At 72.1% G+C, this 16,056-nt stretch carries 16 protein-coding genes; 9 read left to right on the top strand and 7 right to left on the bottom strand.

Annotated elements, in window-relative coordinates; translation table 11 throughout:
• The first annotated feature begins 327 nt into the window (after positions 1 to 327).
• Positions 328 to 846, top strand: coding sequence for a SigE family RNA polymerase sigma factor (locus ACSC1Q_RS30965; RefSeq protein WP_436762226.1), 519 nt, complete (start codon positions 328 to 330; stop codon positions 844 to 846).
• A gap of 23 nt (positions 847 to 869) precedes the next feature.
• A complete protein-coding gene (locus ACSC1Q_RS30960) occupies positions 870 to 1,754 on the top strand; it encodes a hypothetical protein (protein WP_436762225.1) in 885 nt (294 codons plus the stop codon).
• 7 nt (positions 1,755 to 1,761) lie between these two features.
• Here the strand turns inward: ACSC1Q_RS30960 and ACSC1Q_RS30955 are convergent, their stop codons facing one another.
• A complete protein-coding gene (locus ACSC1Q_RS30955) occupies positions 1,762 to 2,058 on the bottom strand; it encodes a sensor histidine kinase (RefSeq protein WP_436762224.1) in 297 nt (98 codons plus the stop codon).
• A gap of 13 nt (positions 2,059 to 2,071) precedes the next feature.
• The gene (locus tag ACSC1Q_RS30950) at positions 2,072 to 3,325 is read right to left on the bottom strand and encodes a sensor histidine kinase (RefSeq protein WP_436762223.1); all 1,254 of its coding nucleotides are present in this window, start codon (positions 3,323 to 3,325) and stop codon (positions 2,072 to 2,074) included.
• A 228-nt stretch (positions 3,326 to 3,553) separates the two neighbouring features.
• On the opposite strand from ACSC1Q_RS30950, the gene ACSC1Q_RS30945 reads away from it, so the two are divergent.
• The 3 genes from ACSC1Q_RS30945 to ACSC1Q_RS30935 all read left to right on the top strand — a co-directional run bounded on the left by ACSC1Q_RS30945 (position 3,554) and on the right by ACSC1Q_RS30935 (position 7,559).
• Positions 3,554 to 4,369 (top strand): response regulator, encoded by an 816-nt coding sequence (locus ACSC1Q_RS30945; RefSeq protein ID WP_436762222.1) that lies wholly within the window; start codon positions 3,554 to 3,556, stop codon positions 4,367 to 4,369.
• 962 nt (positions 4,370 to 5,331) lie between these two features.
• Positions 5,332 to 5,790, top strand: coding sequence for a hypothetical protein (locus ACSC1Q_RS30940; RefSeq protein WP_436762221.1), 459 nt, complete (start codon positions 5,332 to 5,334; stop codon positions 5,788 to 5,790).
• A gap of 650 nt (positions 5,791 to 6,440) precedes the next feature.
• Positions 6,441 to 7,559, top strand: a complete 1,119-nt coding sequence (locus ACSC1Q_RS30935) for a tyrosine-type recombinase/integrase (protein WP_436762220.1) — start codon at positions 6,441 to 6,443, stop codon at positions 7,557 to 7,559.
• Positions 7,560 to 7,622: 63 nt separating this feature from the next.
• On the opposite strand, the gene ACSC1Q_RS30930 is transcribed toward ACSC1Q_RS30935, so the two are convergent.
• Positions 7,623 to 7,877 (bottom strand): helix-turn-helix domain-containing protein, encoded by a 255-nt coding sequence (locus ACSC1Q_RS30930; protein ID WP_436762219.1) that lies wholly within the window; start codon positions 7,875 to 7,877, stop codon positions 7,623 to 7,625.
• Between the two features lie 132 nt (positions 7,878 to 8,009).
• Between ACSC1Q_RS30930 and ACSC1Q_RS30925 the strand changes: the two genes are divergently transcribed.
• Entirely contained in the window at positions 8,010 to 8,867 is an 858-nt protein-coding gene (locus ACSC1Q_RS30925; protein WP_436762218.1) for a phytanoyl-CoA dioxygenase family protein, read from the top strand.
• Positions 8,868 to 8,928: 61 nt separating this feature from the next.
• Here ACSC1Q_RS30925 and ACSC1Q_RS30920 read toward each other — a convergent pair whose 3' ends face one another.
• A complete protein-coding gene (locus ACSC1Q_RS30920; RefSeq protein ID WP_436762217.1) occupies positions 8,929 to 9,483 on the bottom strand; it encodes a TetR/AcrR family transcriptional regulator in 555 nt (184 codons plus the stop codon).
• A gap of 218 nt (positions 9,484 to 9,701) precedes the next feature.
• Here ACSC1Q_RS30920 and ACSC1Q_RS30915 point away from each other — a divergent pair, with 218 nt between their 5' ends.
• Positions 9,702 to 10,634, top strand: coding sequence for a zinc-binding dehydrogenase (locus ACSC1Q_RS30915; RefSeq protein ID WP_436762216.1), 933 nt, complete (start codon positions 9,702 to 9,704; stop codon positions 10,632 to 10,634).
• Between the two features lie 12 nt (positions 10,635 to 10,646).
• The gene (locus ACSC1Q_RS30910; RefSeq protein ID WP_436762215.1) at positions 10,647 to 11,522 is read left to right on the top strand and encodes a MerR family transcriptional regulator; all 876 of its coding nucleotides are present in this window, start codon (positions 10,647 to 10,649) and stop codon (positions 11,520 to 11,522) included.
• Between the two features lie 57 nt (positions 11,523 to 11,579).
• Here the strand turns inward: ACSC1Q_RS30910 and ACSC1Q_RS30905 are convergent, their stop codons facing one another.
• Positions 11,580 to 13,508 (bottom strand): ABC transporter ATP-binding protein, encoded by a 1,929-nt coding sequence (locus ACSC1Q_RS30905; protein ID WP_436762214.1) that lies wholly within the window; start codon positions 13,506 to 13,508, stop codon positions 11,580 to 11,582.
• A gap of 327 nt (positions 13,509 to 13,835) precedes the next feature.
• Between ACSC1Q_RS30905 and ACSC1Q_RS30900 the strand changes: the two genes are divergently transcribed.
• Positions 13,836 to 14,141, top strand: coding sequence for a DUF3817 domain-containing protein (locus ACSC1Q_RS30900; protein ID WP_436762213.1), 306 nt, complete (start codon positions 13,836 to 13,838; stop codon positions 14,139 to 14,141).
• Positions 14,142 to 14,149: 8 nt separating this feature from the next.
• On the opposite strand, the gene ACSC1Q_RS30895 is transcribed toward ACSC1Q_RS30900, so the two are convergent.
• Both ACSC1Q_RS30895 and ACSC1Q_RS30890 read right to left on the bottom strand, forming a co-directional pair.
• The gene (locus tag ACSC1Q_RS30895) at positions 14,150 to 15,097 is read right to left on the bottom strand and encodes a DUF4037 domain-containing protein (protein ID WP_436762212.1); all 948 of its coding nucleotides are present in this window, start codon (positions 15,095 to 15,097) and stop codon (positions 14,150 to 14,152) included.
• 200 nt (positions 15,098 to 15,297) lie between these two features.
• Positions 15,298 to 16,047, bottom strand: coding sequence for a GNAT family N-acetyltransferase (locus ACSC1Q_RS30890; protein WP_436762211.1), 750 nt, complete (start codon positions 16,045 to 16,047; stop codon positions 15,298 to 15,300).
• Positions 16,048 to 16,056 lie beyond the last annotated feature (9 nt).

Here is a 16,056-nt window from a genome sequence, read left to right as displayed (position 1 = left end):
GCCGCGCCGAGGCCGAACATCTTCCCGCGGCTCATCCGTTCGTTCACGGCCCCTACTTCGCCACGATCGGCGCGACCCCGCTGATCGGCTCGGCCAGCGCGTTGATCACGTCGGACAGCCTCTTCAGCCGGCTCGATCCGCTCAGGCAGTCATCACCGCGTCGGCCGGGGTCTCGCCGGTGCTCGCCGGGTCACCTGTCGGAGGTGATTGTCGTACGTAGCGGAGATTTCTCGATATTTCATGTTCTTCCGGTCAACCCGGGGTGTGGCCCAGGGAGTGCCAGGGGTGACTTTCACCGACGAGATTTCACCGACGAGAGGAGACCGGGTGGACGCGGATTTCGCGGACTTCGTACGACACCGAGGCGACCACCACCTAAGAACGGCGGTCCTGCTCACCGGAGACTGGCACACGGCCGAGGATCTGCTGCAGTCCTGCCTCGGCAAGCTGTACCGGGTGTGGCATCGGCTGGACACCAGCAGCGACCCGGACGCCTACCTGCGCCGCATCCTGGTCAACACCCACCGATCCTGGTGGCGCGCCCGATGGCGCCGTGAGATCCCACGCGCCGACCTGCCCGACCTGCCCGGCGGGGACGGGGGAGAGGTCCGGGCGGTGGCCGAGGAGGTCCGGAACGCACTGGCCAGGCTCCCGGTCAGGCAGCGGACGGCTCTGGTGCTGCGCTTCTTCGTGGACCTGCCGGAGACGGAGGTCGCCGCCCTGATGGGCTGCTCGGCGGGAACGGTCAAGACCCACACGCATCGCGGCCTGCGGGCGATGCGCCGGATGATCTCGCCCGACACCGCGGTCAACCGAACCGAGGCGCAGGGGAGTGGGATCCGGTGAGACACCACCACGAGGAGCCGTTCATGAACGAGAAGGAAATCCGCGCACTACTCGTCAAGGCCACCGAGGATCGACCGGCGGGCATCGACCTCATGCCGGCGACACCGGCGACACCGGCACCGGCGACGCCGAGGCGGGGACCGGCCCGGGTCCTGGTCCCGATCGCCTCGATCGGCGTCGCGGCCGCGGTGGGCGTGGCCGCGCTCTTCCTGCCCGCGGGCCAGCCCTCGGCGCAGGCCCAGGTGGCCGCCGCGGCCGAGACCACCAGCCGGGAGAGCTACCGGATCCACAGCACCAGCGGCGCCAAGACCTTCGACGGCGCCTTCGACCCCGCCCAGCGCGTGGGCGTCATCACCAGGGCCGGGGACGGCGCCGAAACCCGGTTCGTCGGCGACCTGATGTACGTCCGCCAGCAACGCGAGGGCAAGTGGACGGTCTCCCCGCGCATCGAGGAGGAACTGAAGAGCGCCCCGCAGACCGTCGCCCTGGTCAAGCTCGCCCCACTGGACCCCCAGACGGCCCTGCGACGACTCCGTTCGGCCACCGACGTCCGTGAGGACGGCCCCGCCTCCGGCCAGGACTGGACCGGCCAGAGGTTCACGTTCTCACTGAAGGACGAGGGCGAGCCCGGCCTCAAGGAGGCCGTGGGCGAGCCGGGGGAGATCACGGGAGCCGTGAACGTGGACGACCAGGGACGGGTCCGGCGCCTGGAAGTCACCTTCGGCGACACCGGCCAGCGAAACGTCCTGGACTTCGAGGACTTCGGCACCCCGGTGACGGTCACGGCCCCGCCCGCCGACCAGGTGGAGCAACTGCCGACCGGAAAGCAGAAGCACAAGATGGACCAGATGCCGGCGAACACACCGGACCACGAACCGACCGGCGAGCCGACCGTCAAGAACCCCTGACCGAATCTCAGCCAGGATGAGGTGGAGGCGCCGCCTGCCGAACGGACCCGTCGACGTCGTCCTGCCCGGATGGGCGGGCGGGCAGGACGAAGGTGACGCGGGTCCCGGGCTCGGCGGCCAGGGGATCGGGATCCAGCGCGATGGAACCACCGTGGAATTCGACGATCTTCCTGCAGAGAGCCAGGCCGATGCCGTTGCCGGGGTAGGCCTGACGGGTGTGCAGCCGCTGGAAGATGACGAAGACACGTTCGGCGTACTCCGGCTCGATCCCGATCCCGTTGTCGGTGAGAGTGAAACGCCACACATCCTCATCCTCTTCACGCCGTACGGCCAGGTGGACGCGGCAGGGCCGATCGGGTGTGCAGCAACATGCCCAGCTGCGTCCTGTCGCCGGTGAGGGTGGGCAACCGGTCATGGGTGAGGCGGGCCCCGGATTCGGTGATGGCCAGGCTCAGGGCCTCCACGGTGTCGGTGAAGACGGCCTCCAGGTCGACGGTGGCGTGCCGGTGATGCAGGCGGCCCACCCGGGAGAATTCCAGCAGGTCGTTGATGAGCGTTTGCATCCGCGCCGCACCGTCGACGGCGAAACCGATGTACTGCCGGGCCCGGTCGTCGAGGCCGCCGCCGTATTTGCGCTCCAGCAACTGACAGAAGGCGGTGACCTTCCGCAGCGGTTCCTGAAGGTCGTGGGAGGCCACGTAGGCGAACTGCTCCAGTTCGGCGTTGGAGCGGCGCAGCTCGGCGGCCTGTTCGTCCAGGAGGATGCGCGCCCGCTCCGAATGAGCGAGCTCCTCGGCCAGCCGGCAGCGCATCGCCTCCACGTCCTGGCTCAAGGCGCGCAGGTCGGCCGGCCCGCTGCCGAGGATGGGGTGGGAGAAGTCGCCGCCGGCCACGTTGCGCGCATCGGACGACAGCCGCTCCAGCGGTCCGGTGACGGCGCGACGCAAGGCGACGGAGATCAGGACGGCCAGCGCCACGATCAGCAGGGCGATCGCGCTGAAGACCCCGTTGCGCAGCGAGGTCGCCGCCCTCAGCGCCTCCCGGCTGTCGTCACGGGCGCTCTGCAGGTGCCGCTGCTGAACGGTCAGCGCCTGCCGCAGATCGTCGAAGGCGGCCTTACCCGCCCTGGCGCCTTCCTCGGCGATCACGACCGGCTGACCGGCGGGGGTGGCGGCGACCTTGGCGGCGAAACCCTGCTGCCAGGCGCGGGCTCGCTCCCGTACGAGCAGCAGGTCGGCTCTGGAGGCCCGGTCTCCCGCCAGGACCTGCAACTGCCGCTCGGCCCGCCGTTGCTGGGCCAGGCCCAGCCGGTAGGGCTCCAGGAACACCTGATTGCTGACGACACCGTAGCCGCGAATGCCGGTCTCCTGGTTGACCAGCGCGGTCTCCAGCCGGGCAGCGGCGGTCAGGGCCGGAGCACTGTGATCCACCAGGTGATCGCTGAGCGTGGTCATCCGGTTCAGCACCAGCGCGCCGACCACGGCCAGGATCGCCAGCACGAGCAGCGACGACACCACCCCGACCCGCAACCACCGCCGCGTCGTCCAGCGCGCCCACCAGGCCAGGTCCACCGGCCGCCCTGACCCCGGCGGCCGTGCCGGCCCGCCTGCCCGTGGTACCGGCGGCGCGGATCGTGCGGTGGTGCTCACATACGGCTCCTTCGACGAGGTGGCCACAGGGGGCCTGCCATCGGGACGGGACTCGGCCGGTGCACTCACCCGGGTGGCGGTGTGTCGGATCCTACCGCCCGCTCGACAACACATGTTGTCCACGGTCAATGAGGTGCGTAGGGTGGGGGCATGGCGCGGAACAGCTTCCCGACCGGCCTCACCGAACGACAACTCGACGATCTCGCGGAGAAAGCCGTCGCCTGCCTCGCCGACGACCTGGCGGAACATGTCTTCGCCCTGCCTGCTCCCGGGATCGATGACCCGGCGGCGCAGGCGCCGTACCCGGTGCCGGCACTCAACCGGCTACGGATCCTGGCGCATCTCAGCCGCGCGATCGAGCGCCGCGCCCACCACGAGGCCACCAGCGCCGCCCAAAGCGGTGCCGGTTACCCGCAACTGGGCGAAGCCTGGTACATCACCCGGCAAGGAGCCCGCCGCCGCTGGCCGGGGCTGGTCTTCGCAACGCACCCCTCTACCCGGCCCCTTCCCGGCGGCCATGACAGGAACCCAGGCGTGAACACCGACCCGCGTACCTACAGCGTCCTCCTGGTCGAAGACGACGACGCCGACGCCGCACTGATCGACGCCGCCCTGAACGAGCACGGCATGGCCCGCGACATCCACCACGTCCACGACGGCGTGGAGGCGCTGCAGTACCTGCGCGCGTCCGACACCCCGCGCCCCGACCTGATCGTGCTGGACCTGAACATGCCCCGCATGAACGGGCGGGAGCTGCTGGCCGTACTCAAGGACGACGAGAACCTGCTGAGCATCCCCATCGTGGTGCTGACGACCTCCTCGGCTCCCGACGACATCAGCGCCGCCTACCACCAGCACGCCAACGCTTATGTGACAAAGCCCATCAACCTCGACGACTTCCTCCAGGCCGTCCGCAGCATCGACGCCTTCTTCCTGGAAATAGCCGTCGCCCCCCGCCGCTCCTGACGCCCCCCAAGCGGTTGGTGATATTGGGTAACACCGTCCATCGTCAGGCGGTAGCCGGCCGACGCGGGGGAGCGCGTGACCTCGGCCGGAGTGGGGCAGACGGCGCACGGGGTGCTCGGCTCGGCGGTGTTCGAGCGCTCGCGCACGGCTTGGTGCACACCGGTGAGCAAGAGGGTGATCCGGGTGATCCGGGTGCGCCGGCTGTGGCGGTCAGCGTGCGGGATCTCGGCGACGCTCAGTGTGCCCCTGTTCGTCCGCCAAAGTGAATGCCTGCCTGGCAACACAGGGGAGAGGCCGCCGACGCGCCGACTTCGTGGACGATGACAGCCGCTGCCATCAAACACGCCCGACGCGACAGGTTAAACGGGACAAACTGCTCAACCGAGCAGATCGAGTGAAACGTCGAGCAGATCATCCAAGACCGAACAGTCCCGCACGGTACGCGTCGACGCAACCGCGCCATCTCTTGATCATTTTGGACGACACAGCACTTATCGATCTTGTTCGGCGAAACGATCAAGAGGAATGATCACGCGGGGAAGCTGCGCCATTCTCCGCTTTCCCGTAGCGAGGAGCACCCGGCATACAAGAACCCGCACGGCACACTAAACAGGCCCCACCAGCATAAAACATCCTATACCAGACAGAAGGTCAATTCTGTCTGGTATAGGAGAAAGGGAAATAGTCGTCGATCCGGGCCTTTTCCATCTCGTGCTCGGCGGGCCCGCACGAACTCCCCGCACGTCTCGCGCGACCCACTCCGCGAAGCTCGGCGCAGGCCGCTTCGCGGGCGCGCGCCGCGCCTCGCGGCGTCCCCCTTCTCGCCCGATCCGCCTTCATGATCGTCAAGCCCGCCGTGAACCATGATCGTCACAGCGTCGCGGTCCGCGGCGGAAGTCGCTCTCAATACCATCTGTCGAGACATTTCGAAGCCGACCTCCGACCGTCCTGGAGAAGCCGTCATGACCACCGAGCACCTCACGAACTGGCGCGACGCCCGCTACGACATGCCCGTCAGCCGGCAACTGGAGCGCTACAACGAGCTGGCCGCCAAGAACGCGTCGGCTCGCGCCCGGACCGAGCTGGTGGCCCGGGGCGTCTACGACCCCGCCCGGCATGGTGCCGATGACCGTCCCGCGCTCACCGTGGCCGAGCACATCGAGTTGCTGGCGCTGGCGGAGTGCGTCGCGCGTACGGTGCGTCATCCCTCCAACCTTCACCACGCGTTGCTGGCCGGGGTCACGTGGGCGGAGATCGCCCATGTCGTCGACTCCGACGAGTTCACCGTCCGGCGGGACTACCAGCGGTGGGCCGACGACCAGTACGACCTCAACCGGCACTCCCCTGACCGGGGCATGAGTGCCGACGAGCACGCCGCCGCGACCGCCAGGGTCGCGGAGGGCGCCGGAGACACCCGCTGAGCGGGACGGGGCTGCCGCCGGGGCCGCGTTCGACCGTCCCGGCGCGACGCCTGCGCGAGGGTGGCCGAGTCGTGGGTGCGCCAGGTGGCGCGGGATCGGAGTGGAAGCCGTCCCGGAGGCTGTCTCACCGGACTCGGCTGTGCGCCTGAGCGTGGGCGTCCTCCGCGGGCTCCCTGAGGATGGGGAATGAGGTCAGCTTCCCGGTTGGCGCGGCGGTTCGGTAGAGGTGTGTGCAGGCCGTAACACACTGTTCGCCCCGGTTTCGCGTTGTTTGCGGCGTTGCTCCCGACCTGCTCGGCGGCGCCGGGCCTCTCTCCCCCGTACGCGATGTGGTGCTCCGGGTCTCCCCCGTGTACGGCGGCGTTCCCGGGCGGGGTGGCGGGACCTCTCGCGCGGGCCCCGTGGGGGTGGGCGTTCGTCTACCGTGGGGGACGTACGTGATCGGTGGTCTGCCGGGTGTGCCACTCCCCCGTGGTCACGGCCGGTGGTGCCGTCCGGGTCGTCGCCGGTGACGGCGGTGTGACCGGCAAGCCCCGGCCCCGGTGCCGGTGCCGCCGGTGACGGTGTTTCGGCGGGCGGGGTTGTGGCACTGGTGCGAGGTGAGCGGCCGTCGACGGCGGCCCGGATGCGGGAGGGGTGTCGCCGGGATCATGCGGCCAGCTGATCTGAATCGTCTCAGCGTGAGCGAGTCGGCCGATCGTTACGTGGAGCTGGTGCGGGCCAAGACCCTGACCGGCGCGCTGTCGACGTCGACGGCGGAGGTGTACGCGCGTGATGTGGCCACCTTCGTGGATCTGGTGGGCGAGGAGGTGGTGCTGGACGACCTGTCCGGTGAGGACGTGGACGCCGTTCTGCTGGCCTTCGCCCGTAAGCCCGACGGCCGTCGGCGCTCGCAGCCCGGCGGGCGGGCGGGCGAGCAGGCCGGTGATCGGGCGGGCGCCTCGCAGTCGGCCTCCTCCCAGGCGCGGTTTCGGCGGTCGATCTCGGCGTTGTTCAAGCACGCGGTGCTGGCGGGGTGGGTGCAGGTCAATCCGATGGCGATGGCGACGGTGACGGCCAGGGAGCGCGGGGGGCTGCGGCCCGAGCGGCGGGCACTCACCCGTGAGCAGGCGCGGGGGCTGATCGGTGCGGCGCGTGAGCTGGGTGGCGGGCCGGGCGGTGGCGCGGCGGTGACCAAGACGCCGGCCGCGTCAGAAGAGGTGCCCGGGGCGGGTGCGGGTGCGGGGCGGGTGCGGCGGCGCGATCAGCACACCGAGTTGCGTGACGGGCTGATCGTGTTGATGCTGTCGACGATGGGCCCGCGGGTGTCGGAGCTGGTACGGGCCAATGTGGAGGATTTCTACACCAACGACGGGGTGCGTTACTGGCGGATCTTCGGCAAGGGCGGCAAGACGCGGGACGTGCCGCTGCCCGGTGATGTCGCGCTGGTGCTGGAGGCCTATCTGCTGCACGGGCGGATGGCCTCCGCCGACAAGGCGTTGCTGTTGTCGTGGCGGGGGCGGCGTCTGGCGCGGGGGGACGTGCAGGCGGTGATCGACCGGGTGCAGCGCGGGGTGGATCCCGGCAGCCGCCGTTCGGTGACGCCGCACGGGTTGCGGCACACCACGGCCACCCATCTGCTGGCCGACGCGGTGGACATGGACGCGGTGCGGCGGGTTCTGGGGCACAGTGACCTGGCGACGCTGGGGCGTTACCGCGATGAGCTGCCCGGGGAGCTGGAGGTGGCGATGCGGTCGCATCCGCTGCTGCGCGGCCCGGCGTCGGGCTGATCGCCGGCTCACCGGCTCACCGGTTCATGGGCGGGGGTCCGCTCCCCTTGGGGGCGCGGGTGTTCAGGCGGCGCGTTCCTCGGCGCACACCTCGGCCAGGACGTCCAGGGAGATGCTGAGGGCGTGGGCCAGGGCGGCGACGGTGAAGAAGGCCGGGGTGGGGATGCGGCCTGTCTCGATCTTGCGGAGGGTCTCCGCGGACAGTCCGGCGGCGGCGGCCACTTCGGTCATGCTGCGCGTGCCGCGCGCCTGGCGCAGGATCGCGCCCAGGCGGTGGCCGCGTTCGCGGTCGAGTTCGGTCAGCGGGGGTCGCACCATGTGCCAGATCCTAGCAAGCGTCATAACAATACCGGTATAGGTGTTGGGCGGGAAGGGGCCGACGAGCACCCGACAGAGGCGGTGCGGAAAATGTCGAGCGGCCGGGACCGGTGTCGCAGCACGCTAGGGAGCATGGATGACACGACCTTGGTATCCCGTTTCCTCCGCGACGGCTTCGTGAAGGTGGAGGGCGCCGTCGCGCCGCGCGTGGCGGCGGACTGCGCGCGGCTGCTGTGGCGGGAGACGGGCTGTGACCCCGACGATCCGGCGACGTGGACGAAGCCGGTGCACTGGGTGGCCGGTATGGCGCAGGGACCGTTCGCCGCCGCGCCCAACTCCCCGTTCCTGCGGCGCGCGTACGACCTGCTGGTCGGTGAGGGACGCTGGGAGCCGCGTTACTCGCTGGGCACGTTCCCGCTGCGTTTCCCGCACGAGGAGGAGCCGCAGGACGCGGGCTGGCACATCGAGGGGAGCTATCTGCCGGAGGGCGAGAGCTGGTACTTCACGAATCTGCGTTCCCGGGGCCGGGCGCTGCTGATGCTGTTCCTGTTCAGCGAGGTCGGTGAGGAGGACGCCCCGACCCGGATCCGGGTCGGCTCGCACCTCGACGTGCCGAAGGTGCTGGAGGAGTACGGGGAGGAGGGGGCGAGCGGGCTGGTCCTCGCGCCCGATCTGGTGGCGGCGTCCGACCACCGGCCGCTCGCCCTCGCCACCGGGTCCCCGGGTGATGTCTTCCTGTGCCATCCGTTCCTGGTGCACGCGGCGCAACCGCACCATGGGGTGCGGCCGCGTTTCATGGCCCAGCCGCCGCTGATGCCGGCCGCGCCGTACGAACTGGAGCGGGCCGACGGCGCGTACTCCCCCGTGGAGATCGCGATCCGCCGGGGCCTGGGACAGATCGCGATCCGCCGGGGCCTGGGACAGTACACCCCGGGCCCGGACGGGAATGACACCGACGGCACCGACGGCACCGGCCTCGGCGCCGGGTAGACGTGCCTCATCCGTTCCCGGAACCGGGTGGCGGCACGATGGATCGGGTGTACCGAGAAGGTCAGGTCAGCAGCTCCCCCACCAGCTGGCGCAGTGAGCGGGCGAACCTGCCGGGGTCGTCCCGCGGGGTGAGGCGGCGCACCATGTCGGCGTCGAACATGCCCAGCAGGGCGTGGGCCACGAAGGTGGCGTCCAGGTCGGGGCGGGCCTGGGCGATCAGGGTTTCCAGGTGGGTGTGCCAGCGTACGTAGGTGGGGTCGGCGTGGCGGTCGGTGGCGCAGGAGCGTTCGTGGGCGGCCAGGAGGGCGAGGTTGCCGGCGGCCAGCCGGGAGAGGGCGTCGAGGAAGGCGACGATGCGCTCGGCGGGGGGCGCGCCGGGTCCCAGTGGCGCGGGTCCCGACTCCAGTGCCTCGCGCAGTTGTAGGGCGCGTTCCTGGAGCAGGGCCTGCATCAGGCCGGTACGGCTGCCGAAGCGCCGGAAGACGGTGCCCTTGCCGACCTGGGCGTGCGCGGCGACCTGGTCCAGGGAGATGTGGGGGCCGTGGGTGGCCAGCAGGTCCTCGGCGGCGCGCAGGATGGCGTGCCGGTTGCGGGCGGCGTCGGCGCGTTCGCCCATCCCCCGCCCCCTCTCCCCTTCGCGTGACCGGCCTCGCGTGACCGGGCTCACGTGGTCGGCTTCGTGTGACCGTGTGACCGGCCCGGGTGGCCGGTTCCCTTTGCGTAACCGGACCGTGAGTCCGTATATTAGCCCACACGTAACCGGACCATTGGTCCGCTTTGTTCGGTGTGCGAGGTTCTCGCGCACCGCCCCTCCCCGGTCAGGAGCCATTCGCCATGCGCGCTCTCGTCGTCGACCCCTCGGCTCCCTGCGGCCTGCGCCTGGGTACGGCCCCCGACCCCGACCCCGGACCCGGCCAGGTGCTCGTCCAGGTGCGCCACGCCTCCCTCAACCCCGGCGAGCTGGGCATGCTCGCCCGGCTGCCCGCCGGCCACGTGGGCGGCTACGACGCCGCCGGGGTCGTCGTCCGCCCCGCCGCCGACGGCACCGGACCGGCGGCCGGCACCCGCGTGCTGGCCTTCGGCCCCGGCGCGTGGGCCGAGCTGCTCGCGGTCTCCGGCGCCGACGTCGCCCCCCTGCCGCGCGGAGCCTCCCTGGCCGAGGCCGCGGCGCTGCCCATGGCGGGCATGACGGTCCTGCGTACCCTGCGCGCCGCCGGTTCCGTGCTGGGCCGGCGGGTGCTGGTCACCGGGGCGAGCGGCGCCGTGGGCCGCTACGGCGTGCAGCTGGCCGCCCGGGCCGGCGCCCAGGTCGTCGCCTCGGTCCGTGACGGCGCCCACGCTCCCGCCCTGACCGCGCTCGGCGCCCATGAGGTCGTCGTCGGCCTCACCGCCCTGCGGCGGCTGGCCGAGCCGGTCGACGTGGTGCTGGAGACCGTCGGCGGCCCGTACCTGGTGGCGGCCTGGACGCTGCTCGCCCCCGGCGCCACCCTGCAGAGCATCGGCTGGGCCGGCGGCGAGCCCGCCGTCTTCCCTCCGGGCTCGACCTTCTTTCCCGGTACGGCCCGCACCTTGAGCTCCTTCGGCGACGCCGCCGCCGTCGGCGCCGACCTGGGCCTGCTGGCCGGCCTGCTCGCCTCGGGGGCGCTGTCGGCGCAGGTCGGCTGGCGCGGCTCCTGGGAGCGGGCCGAGGAGGCGGTACGGGCGGTCCGCGAGCGGAAGGTCACCGGCAAGGCCGTCATCGACATCACCCCAGACCCGGGGGCTTGACCCTGCCGTAACGTGAGGGTGCAGGCTGACACCGTGAACGGGGGCGTCATGAGACACGCGGCGGGCGGCGCCGTACCCCATGGGGAGGTGCCCGGCCGTGCGCCGGACCACGCCATCGGGCAGGTGGCGCGCATCGCCGCGGTCAGCGTACGCACGCTGCGCCACTACGACGAGATCGGGCTGGTCTCGCCGGGGCGGCGCACCGCCGCGGGATACCGCCGCTACACCGAGGCCGACCTGCAGCGCCTGCAGCACGTGCTGTTCTACCGCGAGCTCGGCTTCGCGCTGGAGGAGATCACCGCCATCCTCGACGACCCCGCCACCGACACCCTGACGCACCTGCGCCGCCAGCACGAACTCCTCACCCGGCGCATCGGCCGGTTGCGGGCGATGGCGGACGCGGTCGAGCACGCCATGGAGGCGAACGTCTTGAGCATCCCCCTGACCCCCCAGGAGCGTTTCGAGGTCTTCGGCGACTTCGTTCCCGAGGACCACGAGCAGGAGGCGCGCGAGCGCTGGGGCGGCACCGACACCTGGCGGCGGTCCCGCGCCAGGGCGGACGCGATGACCAAGGACGACTGGACGCGCTTCACCGGCGAGGCCGCCCGGACGGTGCGCGACTTCGCCGACGCCTACCTCGCGGGGCTGCCGGCCGGCGGCGAGCGGGCGATGGAACTGGCCGAGGAACACCGGGCGCACCTCACCCGCTGGTGTTACGACTGCTCCTACGACCTCCACCGCGGCCTGGGCGACATGTACGTCGCCGATCCGCGTTTCGCCGCCGTCTACGAGGCCTCGGCCACCGGCCTGACCGCCTACATCCGTGACGCCATCCACGCCAACGCCGACCGCGCCGATGGCGCCGATGGCGCTGACCGTCTGGCCTGACTCCCCTCTCCCCCGCTTCCGGTAACGCTCCCGACGGGAGGCGGGAGGTTCGAGCGGTCAGCCGACGGCCACGACGCCGTCGGGCTCGCTCTCCCCGGGAGCCCCGGGAGCCCCCGGTGTGGCGGCCCGCCGGTCGAACTGGGTGCGGTACAGCTGCGCGTAGCGGCCCCCGGCGGCCAGCAGCGTGGCGTGCGTGCCCCGTTCGGCGATCCGCCCGTCCTCCACCACCAGGATCAGGTCCGCGGCGCGGATCGTCGACAGCCGGTGGGCGATGACCAGAGCCGTCCGCCCGGCCAGTGCCTCGGCCAGCGCCTCCTGGACCGCGGCCTCGGAGGTGGAGTCCAGGTGCGCGGTGGCCTCGTCCAGCACCACCAGCCGGGGGCGGGCCAGCAGCAGCCGGGCGATGGTCAGCCGCTGGCGCTCCCCGCCCGAGAGCCGGTAGCCGCGCTCGCCGACGACGGTGTCCAGCCCGTCGGGCAGCGCCTCGACCAGCTCGGCCAGCCGGGCGCGCCGCAGCACCTGCCACAGCTCCTCGGTGCCCGCCTCGGGGCGGGCCAGCAGCAGGTTGGCGCGGATCGAGTCGTGGAACAGGTGCCCGTCCTGGGTCACCACGCCCAGCGTCTGCCGGATGGAGGCCGCCGACAGGTCGCGGACGTCCACCCCCGACAGCCGTACCGCACCGCTGTCGACGTCGTACAGGCGGGCCAGCAGTTGCGCGATCGTGGACTTGCCCGCCCCCGAGGAGCCCACCAGCGCGATCATCTGTCCCGCCTCGGCGCGGAAGGACACCTCGTGCAGCACGGTCGCGCCGCCGCGCGCGTCCAGTGTGGCGACCTCCTCCAGGGAGGCGAGCGAGACCTTGTCGGCCGAGGGGTAGGCGAAGCCGACGTGGTCGAACTCCACCGTCACCGGCCCCTCGGGCACCGCGCGGGCGTCGGCCCTGTCGGTGATCAGTGGCCGCAGGTCGAGGATCTCGAAGACCCGCTCGAAGCTGACCAGGGCGCTCATCACCTCCACCCGGGCGCCGGCCAGCGCGGTCAGCGGCGCGTACAGGCGGGTCAGCAGCAACGCCAGTGCCACCAGCGCGCCCGGCTCCAGCCGCCCGCTGAGCGCGTAGAGGCCGCCGAGTCCGTACACCAGGGCCAGGGCCAGCGCCGAGACCAGGGTGAGGGCGGTGACGAACACCGACTGCACCATCGCGGTGCGGACGCCGATGTCGCGCACCCGGCGCGCCCGTGCCAGGAACTCGGCCGACTCCTGGGCGGGGCGGCCGAACAGTTTGACGAGGGTGGCTCCGGGTGCGGAGAACCGTTCGGTCATCTGGGTGCTCATCGCCGCGTTGTGGTCGGCGGCCTCGCGTTCCATCCGGGCCAGCCGGGTGCCGACGCGCCGGGCCGGCAGGACGAACAGCGGGAGCAGGACCAGTGCCAGCGCGGTCAGCTGCCAGGAGATGCCGATCATCACCACCAGGGTCAGGGTGAGTGTCACCAGGTTGCCCGCCACCCCTGAGAGGGTGTCGCTGAAGGCCCGCTGGGCGCCGATGACGTCGTTGTTCAACCGGCTGACCAGCGCGCCGGTGCGGGTGCGGGTGAAGAAGGCGATGGGCATGCGCTGCACGTGGTCGAAGACGGCGCCGCGCAGCCGCAGGATCAGTCCTTCGCCGATGCTCGCCGACATCCATCGGGTCACCAGGCCCAGCGCCGCCTCGGCCAGCGCGATCACCGCGATCAGGGCGGCCAGCCTGACCACGACGCCCGTCGCGGCGCCGCCGACGATCGCGTCGACGACCCGCCCGGCCAGTACCGGTGTGGCCACCGCCAGCACGGCCGACACCACGCTCAGCAGCAGGAACCACACCAGCAGGGTGCGGTGCGGGCGGGCGAAGGCGGCGATGCGCCGCAGTGTGGCCTTCGAGAAGGGCCGCCGGTCGTCCTGGGCGTGCATCGCGCTGTACAGCGAGTGCCAGGCCGCCATTTCCATGCTCATCACACTTCACCGTGTTTCCTGTGCTCGTCATGCGAGGGGGCGTCGGCGGTCGTCTGTGGACCGCGTCCTGCGCGGCACCGGGTGGGGGCGTGTGGGGGTGCCGCGTCACGACTCTAGAAGCTGAAGTTAACTTCAGGTCAAGGACGGCGGCGGCGTCTCCCTCCGTCGCGTACCCGGGAGGGCCCGGTGGTACGGCCCTGGGACGCCTCCCGGTGGGGCCCGGCGGGGTGGGCGGCCCCCTGTCCCCCTAGGCTGGAGGCCGTTTACCCCCGGTCCGGACGACCCGTTCCCCGGCCGTTTCCTCCTTCTTGGAGAGGTGTACCCGCCGTGCCTACCGCACTCCGCCTGTTCCGTTACGTGGCGATCGCCGAAGCGTGCTCGTGGGCGGGGCTGCTCGTCGGCATGTACTTCAAGTACGTCGCCGCCGCCGGGGACCTCGGCGTGAAGATCTTCGGCCCGGTGCACGGCGCCCTGTTCGTGCTCTATCTGGCCGCGGTGCTGTACGCGGCCCGCCAGGCCCGCTGGAGCCTGGGCACGATCGTCGTCGGCCTGGTGTGCTCGGTGCCGCCGCTGGCGACCTTGTGGTTCGAGCGGCGCATGCTCGCCCGCCACCGGGAGCCGGTCGCCGCCTGAGCTCACCCTCACAGGTCCAGGACGGCGCGGGTGGCGGCCCGGCACCGCCGCGGGTCGGTCAGCAGGTCGACGCAGTCGCCGAACTGGTCGATCGAGCCCACCGGCGGCAGTGCCCGCACCCGGGCGTCGGTGATGGCGCCGCCCAGGGCGGCGGCGAACCGGCCGGCGTCGATGACCTGGAAGGGTCTGCGGTGGTAGGGGCGCAGGCTCCCCTCCAGGGCCGGGGCCACCCCCATCCGGTTGTGCAGGGCCGCCACCCGCCGGTACACCACCCCCAGGTGCTCCTCGCGGCGGCGCCACCCGGTGGCGGCCACCGCCGCCGACAGCGCGTCCCCCAGCTCCGCCGTCCCTGACAGGCGGGCGAAGGCGCTGCCCAGCCATTTGGCGTACGGCGGGTAGCGGCGGCGGGTCAATACCACCAGCCGCATCAGGTCGCGGGCCAGCTCCGCGGTGACCAGTGCCGAGCCCAGGTCGTCGCCGACCTCCCCGCACCGGCCGGGGAAGGCCTCCTGCTGGGCCAGGCGCCGCCACTGCCCGGCCAGCACGTAGCGTTCCAGGTCGGGCGGATACCAGCGCAGTGCGGCGCGGGCCCTCTCCAGGACCTCCAGGCCGTCGTGGAAGACCTCCCCGCTGGTGACCTCGGCCAGGCGCTGCCAGGGGGTCGACAGCCAGTCCAGCACGCTCACCCCCTTCAACGGGTCGAAGCCGAGCCGCTCGGTGAACCAGGTCCGCGGATCGCTCACCTGCACGCCGTGGCGTTCACCGGCCGCGGCGGTGGTGCGGTATCCGCGAAAGTCCTCGGGCAGGTGCTCGCCGACCGTGCGCCGGACGTGCTCGGCCCGGTGCGCCGCGACGAACACCACCACCCTGGGCCCCCAGTCGTGGTCGGTGGAGCGTTCGGTGTCGAACGCCAGCACCTCCGACCCGGCGCCGATCAGCGCTGCACTGTGTGGCACGTCGGCCACGATCGGCCGCACGACCTGGGCGTAGAAAGCACGCGAAAGCTCCAGGCCAGGTATGAAACTGGACATCATTTCGTCCACTCTGCCTGCCGGGGCCGCGCCCCGCACCAGGTTTTCCCCCCGCCCCGGGCCGGGCTGCCACCCGGGGCGGGGCGGCCGCCGGAACACCACCAGCGGCGACGGCGCGGGAGGGTTCAGGCGCCGTCCAGGCCCGCGGCGGCCAGCGGGCGACCGCGCAGCCCCAGCCGCTCGTACAGGGCGATGGCGGCGTGGTTGCCGGTGTCGACCATCAGCGCGACCCTCTCGTGGGCGGCGGCCAGCTCGCCGAGGGCGAACCGGCACACCCGCTCGCCGTATCCGCGGCCGCGCAGGGCCGGCGCGGTGGCGACCCCGGCGACGAATCCCACCGGCGGGCAGGACCAGGCCTCAGCGGCCACCGCCACCAGGTGCCCGTCGTCGCCGCGTATCCCGGCCCAGCGCCGCACCCCCGGCACGCCCGGTACCGCCCAGGAGGTGGGGGCGGCCCGCGCGAGCAGGGCGCTCACCTCCTCCTCCCGGGTGGCGTGCAGCCACCCGGCGCCGGGCTCCGGGGGCCGGGTGAGGGCGGGTCCCGGGTCGCCGGGCGGGGTGTCCATCCACCCGAAGGTGCCCAGCACCCGCAGCCGCGTGTCCCGGGCGGCCACCTCCTCCACCAGCGCCCGCTCCCCCGTCACCCGGTAGGACGGGCCGACCTCCTCCAGCGCCTGCCGCACCAGGGTGCTCACCGGGCCGGGTTCGCCGCGCACCGTGATGCGGTCGCGGCGGTTGAGGCCGGGGCAGGCCACCGCCACCGCCTCCCCCAGCGCCCACGCCCGCACCCCGGGCCCCATCGCCTGGGCCCCCCACAGCACGAGCGCGTCACCCGAGCAGGCCTCGGTGATCTCGGCGGCGTCCTTCAGCCGCACCGGCGTGCC

This window comes from Streptosporangium heterodermiicola (assembly GCF_051390675.1).
Lineage (GTDB): Bacteria > Actinomycetota > Actinomycetes > Streptosporangiales > Streptosporangiaceae > Streptosporangium.
The sequence above is the reverse complement of the archived record's forward strand: the minus strand, read 5'-3'. Positions and strand labels throughout refer to the sequence as shown.